The sequence below is a fragment of the Streptomyces sp. NBC_01465 genome, from assembly GCF_036227325.1.
Taxonomy (GTDB): domain Bacteria; phylum Actinomycetota; class Actinomycetes; order Streptomycetales; family Streptomycetaceae; genus Streptomyces.
This window is the reverse complement of sequence record NZ_CP109467.1, coordinates 3,709,914-3,724,628: the sequence shown is the minus strand read 5'-3', so window position 1 is coordinate 3,724,628 and position 14,715 is coordinate 3,709,914. Positions and strand designations below refer to the sequence as shown.

Here is a 14,715-nt window from a genome sequence, read left to right as displayed (position 1 = left end):
CTCAACCCCTGCCTACGGGGGCCGAGTCGGTCAGGGCACGCTCCTGGAAGGCGACGAGCTGCTCGATCGAGATCAGCTTGAGATCGTGCTCGTCGGCGAACAGCCGCAACTGCGGCAGCCGAGTCATCGTGCCGTCGTCGTTGATGACCTCCGAGATGGCCGCTGCCGGCGCCAGCCCGGCCAGCCGGGCCAGCTCCACCCCGGCCTCGGTGTGACCGCGCCGGGACAACAGGCCGCCCTCGGCGGCGCGCAGCGGGTACACGTGCCCCGGCCGCATGAACTGCCCGGGCAGCGCGGACGGATCGCCCAGTGTGCGGACCGTCAGCGCCCGATCGGCAGCCGAGATTCCCGTGGAACACCCCAGCGCATCGGTGGACACCGTGAACGCCGTCCCCTTGGGGTCCTGGTTGTCGCTGCACATCGGTGGCAGCTCCAGCCGGTCCAGGTCCGCGCCCTCCATCGCCACGCACACCACACCGCCGGTGTGGCGGATGATGAACGCCATGATCTCGGCGGTCATCTCCGATGCCGCGACGATCAGATCGCCCTCGTTCTCGCGGTCCTCGTCATCGACCACCACGACCGGGCGGCCCGCCGCGAACTCCGCGACCGCAACTTCCACAGCATCGAGCATCATGCGTCTCCACTCATCTCACCGAATACGAGGCGTAGTGAATCAGACGCGGAACGTAGTGAGCGTTGTCCGAGCTGGATCGTTTTTCCGCCACTGCGAGGGAGCGTTCCGGCATCGCCGGCCTCGACCTGAGGGGCGGAGGGTGGCGCCCCCCGGCTCGCTCAAGGGATTCACCGAGCCGCTCGGGCGGCCACCGGCAACCTCGCACCATCCCTGAAGCAGTCGCGATCAGGCCAGCAGCCCCTGAACCGAACCCGCAGACCAAACGAAGATTCCCCAAGCGGTATGAACTCCCGACTGACGGGTTGACGGTGGAGGGGCATCAGCATCGAAGAGCGGTCCGAAAACCACCAGCCCGGAGTTGGTCGGGATCGCGCCGATGGCCGGGCCGCGGGTGACGAGGCAGCCGCGCAAGAGGGCCACGGCGAAGGCCGTTACGGCGTCACCTGGCATCGGACCGGGCATCACGCGACCACGCCGAAACCGACCTCCGGCCGGGTGCCTTCCCCCAGAGGGATGACCGTCGGGAGTGTCTGGTGCGGCGCTCGTGCGCCTTTTCGTAAACACCCCCAGACCGGGAAGCACCAAGCACCCGATACGGCTTGCCGCGTTGAAACCGCGCTCCCCGCCTTGTCGGGAGCGAACAAGAGGCACTTGTGACCGAGATGGAGGTGGATGCCTGGCGTGCCGTAGCCGCGAAGCGCACTCAGGGGAGCGCAGGGGGAGCGCGGACGCCTTTGGACGGTGCGGCACGGGGCCTGCACAGCAGGACGGTGGCAGGTGCCCTGATCTGCGAAGACGGGATCTAATGCGATCGTTCAACACGCGTCGGCATGATCGCTACCGTGCTCGTAATGCGTAGGTCTCGGGTTCGAATCCCGAAGGCGGCTCGGAATCACCCCAGGACTCACTCGCCGTGACCTGGGGCTTTTTCATGTCCGGCCGACTGTTCGTCGAGTCGTCTTCCGGCCTCGGCCCAGCTGATCGGGAGATCGGCGGCGGAGGCGTCCCAGTACACGAACGTCGAATCTCTCATCGTGGGGCGCATCGACTTCATGATCGAGCGGTGCGGCTCCGTCCGGACGTACGTCATGAGCTGCTCGCGGCTTTCCCAGGCGGACAGCGTCTGGAACGTCCGCTTGACGGGCCGGGCGACGAGCGAGGCGCCGAAGCAGCCCGGAGCCTTGCGGACCTGGCGCCAGGCCGCGAGCGAGTTGAGGAAGAACCGGGGTACGTCCTTGGGGCTCCGGACCTCGAAGCGCGACGCCATGATCAGCGCCGTCTCGTGGCCTTCGGGAGAGCTGGGGGTGGTCCAGGGCAGGGTGGGCATCGACGTACTCCTCGGTAGTGGCGTGGTGCTTGCCGGGGGGTTTGCTCAGGTCTCGTCTGCCGCGCCGGCGTTGTCGCCGAGGCCGATCAGCAGGGTGCGCAGGGTGGCGGCGAGGTCGCCCTGCCGGTGCGGGTCGAGCGCGGTGAGCAGTCGCCGTGAGTTTTCTAAGTGGGCGACGACGACGCGGTCGATGAGCTCGCGGCCCGCGGGGGTGAGGGCGACGACGACCGTGCGGCGGTTGGCGGGGTCGAGGTCGCGTGTGACGTAGCCCTTGGCGACGAGCCGGTCGAGCCGGTTGGTGATGGCGCCGGCCGTCTTCATCGCGTGGCGGGCCAGCTCTCCCGCGGTCATGCGGCCGGAGGTGCCGGCGCGGAGGAGTGTTCCGAGGACGTCGAACTCGCCTATCTGCAGGCCGAATTCACTGAAGAGCGACTGGAACTCGCGCTCGACGATGCGGGTCGCCCGGGATAGGCGGCCGAGAACGTGCACGGGCGACGCGTCGAGGTCGGGGCGGGCGTGCGCCCACTGTTCCACGATGAGGTCGACGGCGTCGCGCTCCACAAGGGACCCTTCAACGTTGAAAATTTTGACGCGAGAGTAGCACTTGTCGTGCGGTCGTCAACATCAGAAATCATTCAACTGTGGTGAGGGATCAGGTCAGTTGCTCGGCCAGGCCCACGATGATGCCCTCCGGGCCGCGGACGTAGCAGAGCAGGTAGCTGTCCTCGAAGCGGGCCATCTCGCCTACGAGTTCGCCGCCGTGCGGGCGCAGGCGGGCCACCGTGTCCTCGATGTCGTCGACGGCGAACATCACGCGGTGCGTGCCCAGGATGTTGTGCGGCTGGTTGCGCTGCGCGGGGGTGATCGGTGCGGGGGTGCGGTAGCTCGACAGTTCCAGGCGGCTGTGGCCGTCCGGGGTCCTGAGCATCGCGATGTCGCAGTGGACGCCGTCGAGGCCGGTGCACCGGTCGGCGACTTGGCCCTTGACCTCCGTCCTGCCCTCCAGCTCCAGGCCGAGTTCCACGAAGTACGCGATGGCTGCATCCATGTCCGCGACCACGATGCCTACGTTGTCCATCCGCTGAATCGTCATGCCTGTTCTCTCCCTCTTCCGCTGTGTGACTGGGACGGAGCCGGGTGTGCGTTCTCGACATCCGTTGCCGTCAGGCTAGTCAGCGGGAGGCGGTAAGTGAGGTGTGGCCGTCAGGGCGTGGCGGGCGTGCGGTGCGGGTCATCGGGCGTACGCCGCGGCGAACCGCTCGCGGGCCCGCTCGTACTCCGCGTGGCCCGCATCGCCGTGCGTGAGCAGCAGGTGGAGCCGGAGGATCTCCAGCATGCTCTTGGCGCTGATGAGGGTCTCGTCGACGTCGGTGAAGACGAGGTGTCGCGGGCTGCGCGCGTGCGCCATGTCGGGTGCCTCCGGGCCGAGTTCGATGATCGGCGGCTCACTCTGCCACGGTCGGTCCGTGGGCGGGATCCGGGTCAGAAGCGCCCCCACGCGACGAAGACGGCCAGGGCGAGGTAGACGAGGTCGACGGCGATGGCGAGGTCGTGGCGGCGGAGGCGTACGAGGGCCGCGCCCGTCATCAGCACGGCCACCCCGACCGCCGCGACAGGGACCAGGACCGGTGCGATGTCCAGTGCGGCGGGCAGGACCAGGCCCAGTGCGGCCAGGAATTCCACGGCTCCGATCGACTTGATGGAGCCCGCGCCGAAGTCCTCGGCCCAGCTCCCGCCGGGGAAGGCGATGATCTTCTCCCGGGACATGAACAGTTTGGAGGCGCTGCCGGTCGTGAAGACGACGGCCAGCAGTCCGGCGACGATCCACAGTGCGGTGTTCATCGGGTTTCTCCTTGCCGGGGCGAGCGGGTCAGCCGAGCTGGCCGGCGCGGTAGTTGCCGCCCGGCTGGCGGGTGATGACGTTCATGCGCGTGAAGGAGTTGATGAGGGCGATGACGATGACCAGGGCCGCGAGTTCGTCCTCGTCGTAGTGCTTGGCCGCGTTCTCCCAGGCCTCGTCCGACACACCGCCCGCCCCGTCCGCGATGCGGGTGCCCTGCTCGGTCAGTTCCAGGGCCGCACGCTCGGCGTCGGTGAAGACCGTGGCCTCGCGCCAGGCCGCGACCAGGTTCAGGCGTGTCGTCGTCTCGCCCGCGTGCGCGGCTTCCTTGGTGTGCATGTCGAGGCAGCCCGAGCAGCCGTTGATCTGGCTCGCGCGGATCATCACCAGTTCGCGCGTCGCCGCGGGCACCGTCGACTCCGCGAGCGCGTGGTGCGAGGCGATGAGGTGCTTCATGGCCTTCGCCGCGATCGGGCTGGCCATCGGGTTGATACGAGCAGTCATCGTGAACTCCTGTGTCGTTGTTCGCTGTCACCCCTCTAAGACAGAGCACCCCGGCCGCCTGTGACGGCCGTGGATGTGACCTGCGTCTCCTTGGGGGAGTGCCGGATACGCTGCGGGGCGAGACGAGTCGGTGGGAGGGGTTCCGTGACGGGGTCGAGTGGGACGGCAGTTGAGGCAGGCGTGGCCGGGTATCGGCCGCTGCTGTTCTCCATCGCGTACGGAATGACGGGTTCCGTCGGTGACTCCGAGGACATCGTCCAGGACGCCTTCCTCGGGCTGACCCGGGCGGGCCTGGCGGGTACGGACATCGCCGCCCCGAAGGCGTACCTGACCACGGCGGTGACGCGGCTCGGCATCAACTACCTGGGGTCCGCGCGGGTCCGGCGCGAGACGTACGTGGGGAACTGGCTGCCCGAGCCGGTCGTTGTGACAGGTGACGGGGCGGACGGCCCCGTCGAGCACGCCGAGTTGGCCGACTCGCTCTCCATGGCCTTCCTCGTCCTGCTCGAAGCCCTCTCGCCGGTGGAGCGCGCGGTCTTCATGCTGCGCGAGGTGTTCGGGTACGGATATCCGGAGGTCGCTGCGGCCACCGGCAAGACCGAGGCGAACTGCCGGAAGATCTTCGCCCGTGCCCGGCAACACCTTGCCGAGCAGGGGGAGTTGAGCGACAGCGCGCCGGTCGCGGAGCGGCGTGCGGAGGGCCAGGAGCTCGCCCGGCGGTTCTTCGACGCCGCCGACGGCGGTGACCTGGACGCGCTCCTCGGCATGCTCGCGCCCGACGTCGTGCTCCACGGGGACGGCGGCGGCAAGGCGATGGCGCTCGCGACCCCGGTGGCCGGACGCGCCGGCGTCATGCGGATGCTCGTCGCCGGATTCCGCCGCACCCGGAGCCTCGGCGGCACGGTCCGGGCGGCCCTGGTCAACGGCCGGCCCGGCCTGATCACGTACGACGACCAGGAGTGCGTGCTCAGCGTGGTCGGGCTCGACATCGCCGACGGTGTGATCCACGCGGTCCGCGCCGTCGCCAACCCCGACAAGCTCGGCCACCTCGGCCCGGTCTCCGACAAGGGGCTCCTGCCGCAGAAGAAGAGGGTTGACCTCAAGGAGGATTGAGGTCGCATCCTGGTGGCATGACCACGACCACGAACTCCATCGATCTGCCCGCCTACCTCGACCGGATCGGTCTCGACGGGCCGCAGGCCGCCGATCTCGCCTCGCTGCGGCGCATCGTCGCCGCCCATACGCGGACGATCCCCTTCGAGAACCTCAACCCATTCACCGGGCGCGAGGTCCGGCTCGACCCGGAGGGGCTGACGGAGAAGCTGGTGCGGGGCGGCCGCGGCGGCTACTGCTTCGAGCAGAACCTGCTGCTGAAGGGGGCGCTGGACGCGCTCGGTTTCCGTACGACTGGACTGGCCGCCCGCGTCCTCTGGGGCCGGCCCGCAGGCGCCCCGCCCATCGCCCGCAGCCACATGCTGCTCCGGGTCGAACTCCCGCAGGGCGGGCCCTCGTACCTCGTCGACGCCGGATTCGGCGGGGTGACGCTGACGGGTGTGCTGGCGCTGGAGCCCGGGGTCGAGCAGACCACCCCGCACGAGCCGTTCCGGATCGTCACGGACGGGGCCGACGGCTTCGTGCAGCAGATCTTCGTACGGGAGCAGTGGCGGCCCGTGTACTCCTTCGACCTGCGCGAGCAGCTCCTCGTCGACTACGAGGTCAGCAACTACTACCTCTCGCACGCCCCGGAGTCGCACTTCGTCACCGGGCTGATGGCTGCCCGCCCGGCCGAGGACCGGCGGTACGCGCTGAACGGTGCGTCCCTCGCGGTCCACCACCTGGGAGGGCCTTCGGAACGCACCGAACTGGAGAGCCCGCTCGCCGTACGGGAAGTCCTGGAGAAGTACTTCCTGGTGGATCTGGCGGGGCTCGAGGGGCTCGACGCGGCGCTCGCGCGGCTCTTCTGAGCTACAGGTACAGGCGGTAGAAGCGGTAGCCCTCGTCGTCGTTGAACGGCTGCGCGCCGAGGGCGGTCGCGATGCCCTCCGCGAAGCCGGGTTCCGCCTGGCCCCAACGGAGTTGGGCGTACCCCGCCTTGCGGGCCAGGACGGCCGATTCGGCGGCCAGGGCGGAGAGGATCTCGATCTCCGCCGGGGTGCCGGGGTGGGTGGTGTTGTGCCCGTCCGTGATGCGCTGCCGTTCGCGGTCGAGCAGCAGCCACTGGAGTACGGAAGTGCTGCTTCCCGGCTCCTCGGCGAAGAACACCGTCCAGCCCGCCAGCGCCCCGTTCTCGCGCCCCGCGACGGTCCCGTACGGCGGACGCCAGGGCTCCCCGTCCAGGTCGGGCATCGGGACGGGGAGCCCTGCGTACAGCTCGCGGTAGAGGTCGTTCTCGGCTTCTTCCGACACGTTTTCCAGTACGAGCACCACTGCGCCTCCAGTGACGGGTCCCCCCTGTCACTTTCGGCCGGGGTCACCGGCGCCGCAACTCGCGACGGGGTGCCAGGAACACTGCGGTGAGCACGGCGCCCGCCAGGACCAGGGCCGAGTTGACGAGGATCGCGACGCTCACCCCGGACAGGACCGCGTCGGAGCCCTGACCGGCGCCCATCCGGGCGGTGGCGATCGCGCTCATCACCGGGATGCCGAGGGTGATGCCGACCTGCTGGGTCATCGTGGCGAGCCCGGTGGCCAGGCCCTGCTCCTCGTCGGGGAGGCCGGAGGTCGCGGTGACCATGAAGCCCACGATCATCAGCATGTTGCCGATTCCGCCGACGAAGGTCGCGGCGAGCAGCAGCCAGATCCAGCCGCCCGAGGTGCCGAGGGCCAGGAGGGCGGCGGTGGCCGCGGTCTGGATCAGGGCTCCGGTCACGATGGTCGTACGGCTTCCGAAGCGGCCCACGGCCCGGCCGCCGAGGGTGCCGCCGATGACGGTGCCGGCACCGAGGACGCCGAAGGCGAGACCGGTGGCGAGCGGGGAGTAGTGCAGGACCTTCTGCAGGTAGAGCGTGAGCAGGAAGACCAGCGACGTCTCGGTGACGAAGGCGATCAGGCCCGCGGTGTTGCCCCAGATGACGCTGCGGCGCTTCAGGACGCGGATCGGGACCAGGGGCGCTGTCGCGCGCTTCTCCACGTACCAGAAGGCGACGAGGAGGGCGAGGCCGGCGAGGAGTGCGGCCAGGGTGGTGGGGGTCGTCCAGCCGGATTCGCCCGCCTGCGTCAGTCCGTAGACGAGGAGCAGCAGGCCGCCGGTGACGGTCGCGGCGCCGGGGAGGTCGAGCTTGGGGCGTACGGCGGGGCGCGAGTCGGTGATCAGGGACGGGGCGAGCGCGACGACCAGGGCGGCCACGGGGACGTTGATGAAGAAGGCCCAGCGCCAGGAGAGGAGGTCGGTGAGGAGGCCGCCGAGGATGGCTCCTGCGGTGAATCCGGCGGACATCAGGGCGCCGTTGAGGCCCAACGCCCGCTCCCGCAGGGGGCCTTCGCGGAAGGCGGTGGTGAGGAGCGCGAGTCCGGCGGGGGTGACCGCCGCGGTGGCGAGGCCCTGCAACACCCGTGCGGTGATGAGGACTTCGGGGGTGGTGGCGAGTCCGCCGAGGGCCGAGGAGAGGCCGAGGACGGTCATTCCGCCGATGAAGAGGCGCTTGCGGCCGATCAGGTCGGCCACGCGGCCGAAGAGGAGGGTGAATCCGGCGGCGGCCAGAGCGAACGCGGTGGCGATCCACTGGAGGTGGGAGAGGGAGAAGCCGAGGCCCTCGCCGACGACGGGCAGCGCGACGTTCAGGATCGAGAAGTCGACGGCGATCATGAACTGGGCGCCCAGGAGGAGGGTGAGGACCAGCTTTTGACGGCCCGTCATATGGGAGGCGCGTGGTGAAGCGGTGGAGTGCGGACGGGTCTGCGTGGGTGCGGACATGGCGTGCCCTTCCTGAGGCAGGAGCTTTAACGGGTTTGTGGTTCCGTTAAGTGGGTTCACCGTAGCAGGGCAGACGCGCTAATGGAACTGTGGAACCGTTTTGGATGCTGGCCGGTGCACCGTGGGTGCGCTCAGGTACACCCCGGGCTCGGTGTTTACGGCCATCGATCGCGCCGCCCGTCCTCCGTAGCGTCGAACCCGACAGCACAGAGCAGGTGCCACGAGGGAGTTGACCAGGATGTTCGCCCGCAAGAACCAGACACAGACCGGCAGGGCCGCCACGGCCCTGCGGCTCGTATCGGTCACCAAGAGCTACGGAACCGGCGACAGCGCCGTCACCGCCCTCGACGGCGTGACGCTCGGCCTCCCCGCCGGGACCTTCACCGCCGTGATGGGCCCCTCGGGCTCCGGCAAGTCCACGCTCCTGCAGTGCGCGGCCGGCCTGGAGCGGCCCGACAGCGGCATCGTGCGGGTCGACGGCGAGGAGATGACGGGCGGCACCGAGGCCGAACTGACCAAGTTCCGCAGGCAGCGGATCGGCTTCGTCTTCCAGCAGTACAACCTGCTGCCCACCCTGACCGTCGCCCAGAACACCACCCTCCCGCTGCGGCTCGCCGGCCGCCGCGTCGACCGCGAGCGCGCCCGGCAGATCCTCACCCAGGTCGGTCTCGGCGACCGCCTCGGCCACCGCCCCGACCAGCTCTCGGGCGGCCAGCGCCAGCGCGTCGCCATCGCCCGCGCCCTGGTCACCGAGCCGAGCGTCGTCTTCGCCGACGAGCCGACCGGGGCGCTGGACACCCGCAGCGCACGCGATGTGCTGCGGCTGCTGCAGCAGGCGGTACGGGTCCACGGGCGGACCGTGGTGATGGTGACCCACGACCCGGTGGCCGCCTCGTACGCCGACTCCGTGCTCTTCCTCGCGGACGGCCGCCTCGCGGGCGAGCTGCACGCACCGACCGTGGACGCGGTGGCCGAGCGCCTCGCGCACCTCGGCGACGACACCCTCCTGGAGGTGTGAGCCATGTTCACTCTCGCCCTGCGCTCGATCCGGCTCCGTCCGGGGCGCTTCGCCGCGACGCTGCTGTCCGCCTTCCTGGGGGCCGCGATCATCATGACGTTCAACTCGATGCACGACACGGCGGGCGGCGCGGGCGTCGACTCCGTCAGCTCGGAGTCGCTCTCCACGGCGGCGTCCGTCGTCGGCGGGTACGGCTCGCTGCTCGTCTTCTTCGCCGTCGCCTCCACGCTGACGGTCAATGTCCGCCAGCGGTCGTCGGAGATCGCTCTGCTGCGCTCGACGGGGGCAACTCCCGCGCAGATCAAGCGGATGGTCGTCGGCGAGGCGGCCGCGGTCGGGCTCGTCGGGGCGCTGCTCGCGATCGGTCCTGCGATGCTGGCCGGGCGGGCGCTCCTGGGGATGTTCCAGGACAGCGGCCAGGTGGCGAAGAGCGTGCAGTACTCCTTCGGGCCGATCGCTCTCTCGTCGGGCATCTCCATCGCCCTGATCGCCTCCGTCGGCGCCGCGTTCCTGGCGGTGCGGCGGGCGACGCGGGCCGCCGCCGGAGTGCGTAAAACCCCGGGCAGGGGACGGAAGTTCGCCGGTTACGGTGCTCTCGTGGCCGGCGGTGGAGCCGTCCTGACCACCTTCGCGATGGACTCCACCGACCCGATGGCCATGGCGCCCGCCGCGTACGGATCGATCCTCCTCGCGGTCGGCTTCGCGGTCTTCTCGCCGATGCTGCTGCAGGGTCTGCTCGGAGTGCTGGAGCGGCCGCTGGCCGCCCTCGGAGGGGCGAGCGGCTATCTGGCCGTACTCAACATGCGCCGCAGGGCAGGGGAGTTGGCCGGAATCCTGATGCCGCTGATCCTCTTCATCGGGATGGCGACGGCGACGCTCTACATGCAGGCCGTCGAGAGCGACGCGATCAAGGCGTCGGGCCTCACCAAGTCGGTCGACGACAAGAACCTGGAGACGCTCAACCTGGTGGTCGTCGGGATCATCGTGGTCTTCTCCTGCATCATGCTGATCAACAGCCTGTACGCGGCGACGAGTTACCGCAGCCAGGAGTTCGGCCAGCAGCGTCTCGCCGGGGCCACCCCCGGGCAGGTCCTGGGGATGGTCGGCTGCGAGGGGCTCGTGCTGACACTGACCGGCGTCTTCTTCGGCAGCATCTCGGGGCTCGCCGGGATCATCGCCTTCACCTCGGTCCGTACGGACTCGGTCCTCCCCGACCAGGGGCTCGGCATCTGGCTGGCCATCGTCGCGATCGCCGCGGCGGCCACGCTCGGCACCAGCCTGGGCACGGCCCGGCGGGTGCTGCGGACCCCGGCGGTCGGTGCGGTCGCTCTGGCCGCCTGATGGGGGTGGGATGCCCCGCCGCCCGGGATGCCATGATCGCGGGGGGCGGGGGATCGATCCACGGACGGGGCTGCATGCTGAACGCGCTGAACACGAGGAAGAAGCAGGGGGCGGCCGCCGGTGCGGCCGCCGCCGGCGTTGCCGGGGTGGTGGCGCTGGCGCTGATGGCCGGAAGTTCGGGCAACTCGTCGGGTCGAGCGGCCGCCACCACGTCGCACGCCAAGCCGGTGGCCCATGCGCCGACCGCCACGGCGAGCCCGTCCTGGGACGGGAAGACCGAGGTCATCGGCGACGGCTCCACCTCGTACACCGGACCGCAGCCCAAGCAGCTCAAGCCGAAGAAGCTGAAGCCGGGCGAGAAGCCCCCGCAGTTCGTGGTGTTCTCGTGGGACGGCGCACTCGAGAACGACGACCATCTCTTCTCCCGTTTCCGGGAGTTGGGCGAGAAGTACGACGCGCAGATGACGTTCTTCCTCAGCGGCATCTATCTGCTGCCGGACGCCAAACGGAAGCTCTACCACGCACCCCTCCACTCCGCCGGTGCGTCGGCGATCGACTTCCCCACCGAGGAGCACATCAAGGAGACGCTGGAGCAGCTGAGGCTCGCGTACGAGGCCGGCGACGAGATCGGCACCCACTTCAACGGCCACTTCTGCGCCCCCGATCCGGGCGGTGCCAAGTGGAGCACCGCGGACTGGCGGAGCGAGATAGCCCAGGCGTACTCCTTCGTGCAGAACTGGAAGACCAACACCGGCTTCAAGGACATCCCGCCGCTGCCCTTCGACTACGCGCGCGAGCTGGTCGGCGGCCGGGCGCCCTGCCTGGAGGGCCAGAAGAACCTTCTCCCGGCGGCGAAGTCGTACGGATGGCGGTACGACGCCAGCTCACCCGGCGAATTCCAGGTGTGGCCGGCGAAGAAGAACGGCCTCTGGAACTTCCCGCTCCAGCTGATGCCCTTCCCCGGCAAGGACTTCCAGGTCCTGTCGATGGACTTCAACTTCCTCTACAACCAGTCCGGCGGCGACGTCACGCAGGGCGACCCGGCCAAGTACCAGCAGTGGGAAAAGCAGGCGGTCCAGGGCTACTTGAACGGATTCCAGCGCGTCTACAACGGCAGCCGCGCCCCGCTGTTCATCGGCAACCACTTCGAGACGTGGAACGGCGGCATCTATATGCAGGCCATCGCGGACGTCATGAAGGACGTGTGCCGGCGCGACGGCGTGGAGTGCGTCTCGTTCAAGGAGCTGTCCGACTGGCTGGACGTGCAGGATCCCGCCGTACTGGCCAAGTTGCGCAATCTGGACCCCTCGGAGTCCCCCGACTGGTCACGGTTTCTGAAGAAGTGACGTCTTCTCGTACTGCGTCCAGATGTCCGTGGGGAAGCCGGCGCCCAGCCCCTTCAGGGGCAGCAGCGTCTGCGTCTTGGGGTCGACACGGAAGACGGAGACGGTCGTCGCCGCCGTACGGTCGTAGCCCGCGAACGCGGCGGACGTGCCGTCCAGTGCCGTCCCCGGCAGCCCGGCCAGATCAACACCCGCTTGCCCGACCGCAGTTGAAGCACCATCGGTAACTGCGTTCTTCAGCGCCTGGTCGACGTCGGCGGCGACCTCCGGGGTGAACGGGTGCGTGACCTCGGGCCGGCGCAGCGACTGCTGCTCGCCGATGTGCGTGACGCGCAGGACGGAGTACGGCTCGGTGTGCGTACCGGCGGCCGCGAAGGTTCCGTACGCGCTGGCCAGCCGGATCGGGCTCGGCGTCGCGCTGCCCAGCGAGAAGGAGGGCACCTGCGCGCCGAAGCTGTCCGGCAGCAGGCCCGCGTCGACGGACGCCTGGCGCACGCGGTCGAGGCCGACGTCCATGCCGAGCTGTACGACGGGACCGTTGACGGCGTTGCTCACGGACCGGCCCAGACTCGTCGGACCCCACGACTGGCCGCCCGCGTTGAGCGTCTTGACGATCTTCCCGTCGCGGCTCCAGTACGGGCCTTCCGGGGTGCGCACCTCGGCCTTGTCGTCCCCGTTGTAGACCGCTCTCGGGGTGACGGGGACACGGGGTTTGTCGCGTTCCAGCAGGGCGCCGTCGCGCAGTCCTGCCGCGTAGACGAAGGGGGCGTACGTCGTCCCGGCGGGCACGATCGAGATGCCCGCGTCGTCGAAGCCCTGCTCGATGTAGTCGGGTCCGCCGTAGAGGGCGAGGATGCGGCCGTCGGTGGCGACGGAGGCCGCGCCGACGCGCACATGGCGGTCGGCGGGGCGGGTCTTCGGCTTGAGCTCCCCCAGCTTGTCCTTCACGGCGGCGGCCAGCGCGGTGACCTTCGGCTTCTGGAAGGTCGTGTAGACCTGGTAGCCGCCGAGGTCGAACTGGGCGTCGGAGATGCCGCTGCGCGAAGCGACGTACATCCGCGCGGTGTCCACGAGATAGCCCGTCTGACCGCTGAGCCCGACCGGCTTGGGCGGTGCGATCGGCTCGGGGAAGGTCTTGTACGTGGCCCGCTCGGCGGCGGAGAGATGGCCGGTCTTCACCATCCGGTCCAGCGTCCAGTTCCACCGCTTCACGGCCCGCGCGTGGTTGGCGGGGCTCGTCGACGGGTCGTAGAGGGCGGCGCCCTTGAGGAGCGTGGCGAGGAACGCGCCCTGCCCTGCGTCGAGTTGGGAGACGTCCTTGCCGTAGTAGGCCTTCGCGGCGCGCTGCACCCCGTAGGCGCCGCGGCCGAACCAGCTGGAGTTGAGATAGCCGTCGAGGATCTCGTCCTTGGTCATCCGGTTGTCCAGCTTCACCGAGATGAACATCTCGGTGATCTTGCGGGTCACCGTCTGGTCCTGGTTGAGGTAGACGTTCTTCACGTACTGCTGGGTGATCGTCGAGCCGCCCTGGGTGTCTCCGCCGGACACCATCGCGAGCAGCGCGCGGCCGATGCCCTTCGGGGAGACGCCGCGGTCGGTGTAGAAGGAGGCGTTCTCGGCGGAGAGCACGGCCCATTCGAGGGAGTCGGGGATGCGGTCCAGCGGCATCGCCTGCCGGTCGACGGGGCCGACGCGGGCCATCTCGGTGCCGTCGGCCCAGTAGTAGACGTTGTCCTGCTGCTTGGCGAAGGCGTTGAGGTCGGTGGGTATGTCGGTGCGCGCGTACGCGATGCCGACGACCGCAGCCAGCGTGGAGACCGTCCACAGGAGGAGCAGCAGCGACTGCCGCAGGGACGGTATCCAGCGCCGTACGCGGCTCCGTCCCGGGCGGGGGTAGTGGGGGCGCAGCCGCCGCAATTGCCGCGGTGCGTGTCGGCTCCATACCGCCCGAAGCCTTCTGAGCTGTTCCATCCCCACCCCTGCCGGATCACAAGAATGGCCCCTCATCAGGGCCGATTCGACCTTATGTTCGCCAGCTGTGAGGAAGTGGACGGGACGGCGACAGCTCTGTCACAAGGTCTGTCACATTCGGCTTTCTGGCCAGAAGGCACCCGGGCGCGCTTTAATGGATCCAGTGTTCCATTAGAGCTGAAGGTGGGTGGATCATGGGATCCGACGTCGTGGAACCCGGCACGGTCCGCCCCGGCGGGCGCACCGCCCGGGTCAGGGCCTCCGTGCTGCAGGCGACGGGCGACGCGATCGCCGAGCACGGGCTGAGCGGGCTCGACCTGGCGGACGTGGCCGCCCGCGCGGAGGTCGGCAAGACCACGGTCTACCGCCGCTGGTCGTCGACGTACGGACTGATCGCCGACCTCATCGCCTCCATGGCCGAGGACTCCGTCTCCCGTACGGACACGGGATCCCTGGAGGCGGACCTCCGCGCCAACGCCCGCCTCGTCGCGACGACCCTCGCCGACCCCCGCCAGGGCCCGATCTTCCAGGCGGTGATCGCCGCCGCGACCTGCGACGAACGCACGGCGGAGGCGCTGCGCCGCTTCTACGAGGTACGCATCGAGGAGTGGGCGCCGGTCGTCGCCCAGGCCGTCGAGCGCGGCGAACTGCCCGCGGGGACGGACCCGCGCGAGGTGATCGCGGCGGTGTCGGCCCCCCTCTACTACCGCCTGCTCGCCAGCGGCCTCCCGCTCGACGAGGAGGCCGCGGACAGGGCGGCGGAGGCGGCGGTCGCGGGGGCGCGGGCCGGGGTGTACGTGAGCTGAGGGACCCTCTCGGGC

16 protein-coding genes are annotated in these 14,715 nt (G+C 69.7%); 6 read left to right on the top strand and 10 right to left on the bottom strand.

Features of this window, described 5'->3' with window-relative positions:
- Nucleotide 1 precedes the first annotated feature (1 nt).
- From ribB to OG707_RS17510, 7 genes are all read right to left on the bottom strand, one after another.
- Nucleotides 2-637, bottom strand: a complete 636-nt coding sequence (ribB, locus tag OG707_RS17540) for a 3,4-dihydroxy-2-butanone-4-phosphate synthase (RefSeq protein WP_329119279.1) — start codon at nucleotides 635-637, stop codon at nucleotides 2-4.
- A 904-nt stretch (nucleotides 638-1,541) separates the two neighbouring features.
- Nucleotides 1,542-1,964: a DUF3291 domain-containing protein gene (locus OG707_RS17535; protein WP_329119277.1), complete on the bottom strand. Its 423-nt coding sequence runs from the start codon at nucleotides 1,962-1,964 to the stop codon at nucleotides 1,542-1,544.
- A gap of 45 nt (nucleotides 1,965-2,009) precedes the next feature.
- The gene (locus OG707_RS17530) at nucleotides 2,010-2,525 is read right to left on the bottom strand and encodes a MarR family winged helix-turn-helix transcriptional regulator (RefSeq protein WP_329119276.1); all 516 of its coding nucleotides are present in this window, start codon (nucleotides 2,523-2,525) and stop codon (nucleotides 2,010-2,012) included.
- A 91-nt stretch (nucleotides 2,526-2,616) separates the two neighbouring features.
- Nucleotides 2,617-3,057, bottom strand: a complete 441-nt coding sequence (locus OG707_RS17525) for a VOC family protein (RefSeq protein WP_329119274.1) — start codon at nucleotides 3,055-3,057, stop codon at nucleotides 2,617-2,619.
- 138 nt (nucleotides 3,058-3,195) lie between these two features.
- Nucleotides 3,196-3,372: a hypothetical protein gene (locus tag OG707_RS17520; RefSeq protein ID WP_329119272.1), complete on the bottom strand. Its 177-nt coding sequence runs from the start codon at nucleotides 3,370-3,372 to the stop codon at nucleotides 3,196-3,198.
- Between the two features lie 74 nt (nucleotides 3,373-3,446).
- Nucleotides 3,447-3,806 carry a DoxX family protein gene (locus tag OG707_RS17515; protein ID WP_329119270.1) on the bottom strand — a complete coding sequence of 120 codons (360 nt, stop codon included), beginning with the start codon at nucleotides 3,804-3,806 and terminating at the stop codon, nucleotides 3,447-3,449.
- 28 nt (nucleotides 3,807-3,834) lie between these two features.
- Complete coding sequence (locus tag OG707_RS17510) at nucleotides 3,835-4,308, bottom strand: carboxymuconolactone decarboxylase family protein (protein ID WP_329119268.1); 474 nt, start codon at nucleotides 4,306-4,308, stop codon at nucleotides 3,835-3,837.
- Between the two features lie 144 nt (nucleotides 4,309-4,452).
- On the opposite strand from OG707_RS17510, the gene sigJ reads away from it, so the two are divergent.
- Both sigJ and OG707_RS17500 read left to right on the top strand, forming a co-directional pair.
- Nucleotides 4,453-5,421, top strand: a complete 969-nt coding sequence (gene sigJ / locus OG707_RS17505) for an RNA polymerase sigma factor SigJ (RefSeq protein WP_329119265.1) — start codon at nucleotides 4,453-4,455, stop codon at nucleotides 5,419-5,421.
- Between the two features lie 17 nt (nucleotides 5,422-5,438).
- A complete protein-coding gene (locus OG707_RS17500; protein WP_329119263.1) occupies nucleotides 5,439-6,272 on the top strand; it encodes an arylamine N-acetyltransferase family protein in 834 nt (277 codons plus the stop codon).
- Between the two features lies 1 nt (nucleotide 6,273).
- Here OG707_RS17500 and OG707_RS17495 read toward each other — a convergent pair whose 3' ends face one another.
- Entirely contained in the window at nucleotides 6,274-6,732 is a 459-nt protein-coding gene (locus OG707_RS17495; protein WP_329119261.1) for a hypothetical protein, read from the bottom strand.
- A 46-nt stretch (nucleotides 6,733-6,778) separates the two neighbouring features.
- Complete coding sequence (locus OG707_RS17490; protein WP_329119259.1) at nucleotides 6,779-8,221, bottom strand: MFS transporter; 1,443 nt, start codon at nucleotides 8,219-8,221, stop codon at nucleotides 6,779-6,781.
- Nucleotides 8,222-8,459: 238 nt separating this feature from the next.
- On the opposite strand from OG707_RS17490, the gene OG707_RS17485 reads away from it, so the two are divergent.
- From OG707_RS17485 to OG707_RS17475, 3 genes are all read left to right on the top strand, one after another.
- Nucleotides 8,460-9,239: an ABC transporter ATP-binding protein gene (locus OG707_RS17485; protein WP_329119256.1), complete on the top strand. Its 780-nt coding sequence runs from the start codon at nucleotides 8,460-8,462 to the stop codon at nucleotides 9,237-9,239.
- 3 nt (nucleotides 9,240-9,242) lie between these two features.
- Nucleotides 9,243-10,580, top strand: coding sequence for an FtsX-like permease family protein (locus tag OG707_RS17480; protein ID WP_329119255.1), 1,338 nt, complete (start codon nucleotides 9,243-9,245; stop codon nucleotides 10,578-10,580).
- 74 nt (nucleotides 10,581-10,654) lie between these two features.
- Nucleotides 10,655-11,926, top strand: coding sequence for a hypothetical protein (locus OG707_RS17475; RefSeq protein WP_329119254.1), 1,272 nt, complete (start codon nucleotides 10,655-10,657; stop codon nucleotides 11,924-11,926).
- Here OG707_RS17475 and OG707_RS17470 read toward each other — a convergent pair.
- Entirely contained in the window at nucleotides 11,906-13,894 is a 1,989-nt protein-coding gene (locus OG707_RS17470) for a transglycosylase domain-containing protein (protein ID WP_329119253.1), read from the bottom strand. The genes OG707_RS17475 and OG707_RS17470 overlap by 21 nt on opposite strands.
- 194 nt (nucleotides 13,895-14,088) lie before the next feature.
- Between OG707_RS17470 and OG707_RS17465 the strand changes: the two genes are divergently transcribed.
- Nucleotides 14,089-14,700, top strand: a complete 612-nt coding sequence (locus OG707_RS17465; RefSeq protein ID WP_329119251.1) for a TetR/AcrR family transcriptional regulator — start codon at nucleotides 14,089-14,091, stop codon at nucleotides 14,698-14,700.
- Nucleotides 14,701-14,715 lie beyond the last annotated feature (15 nt).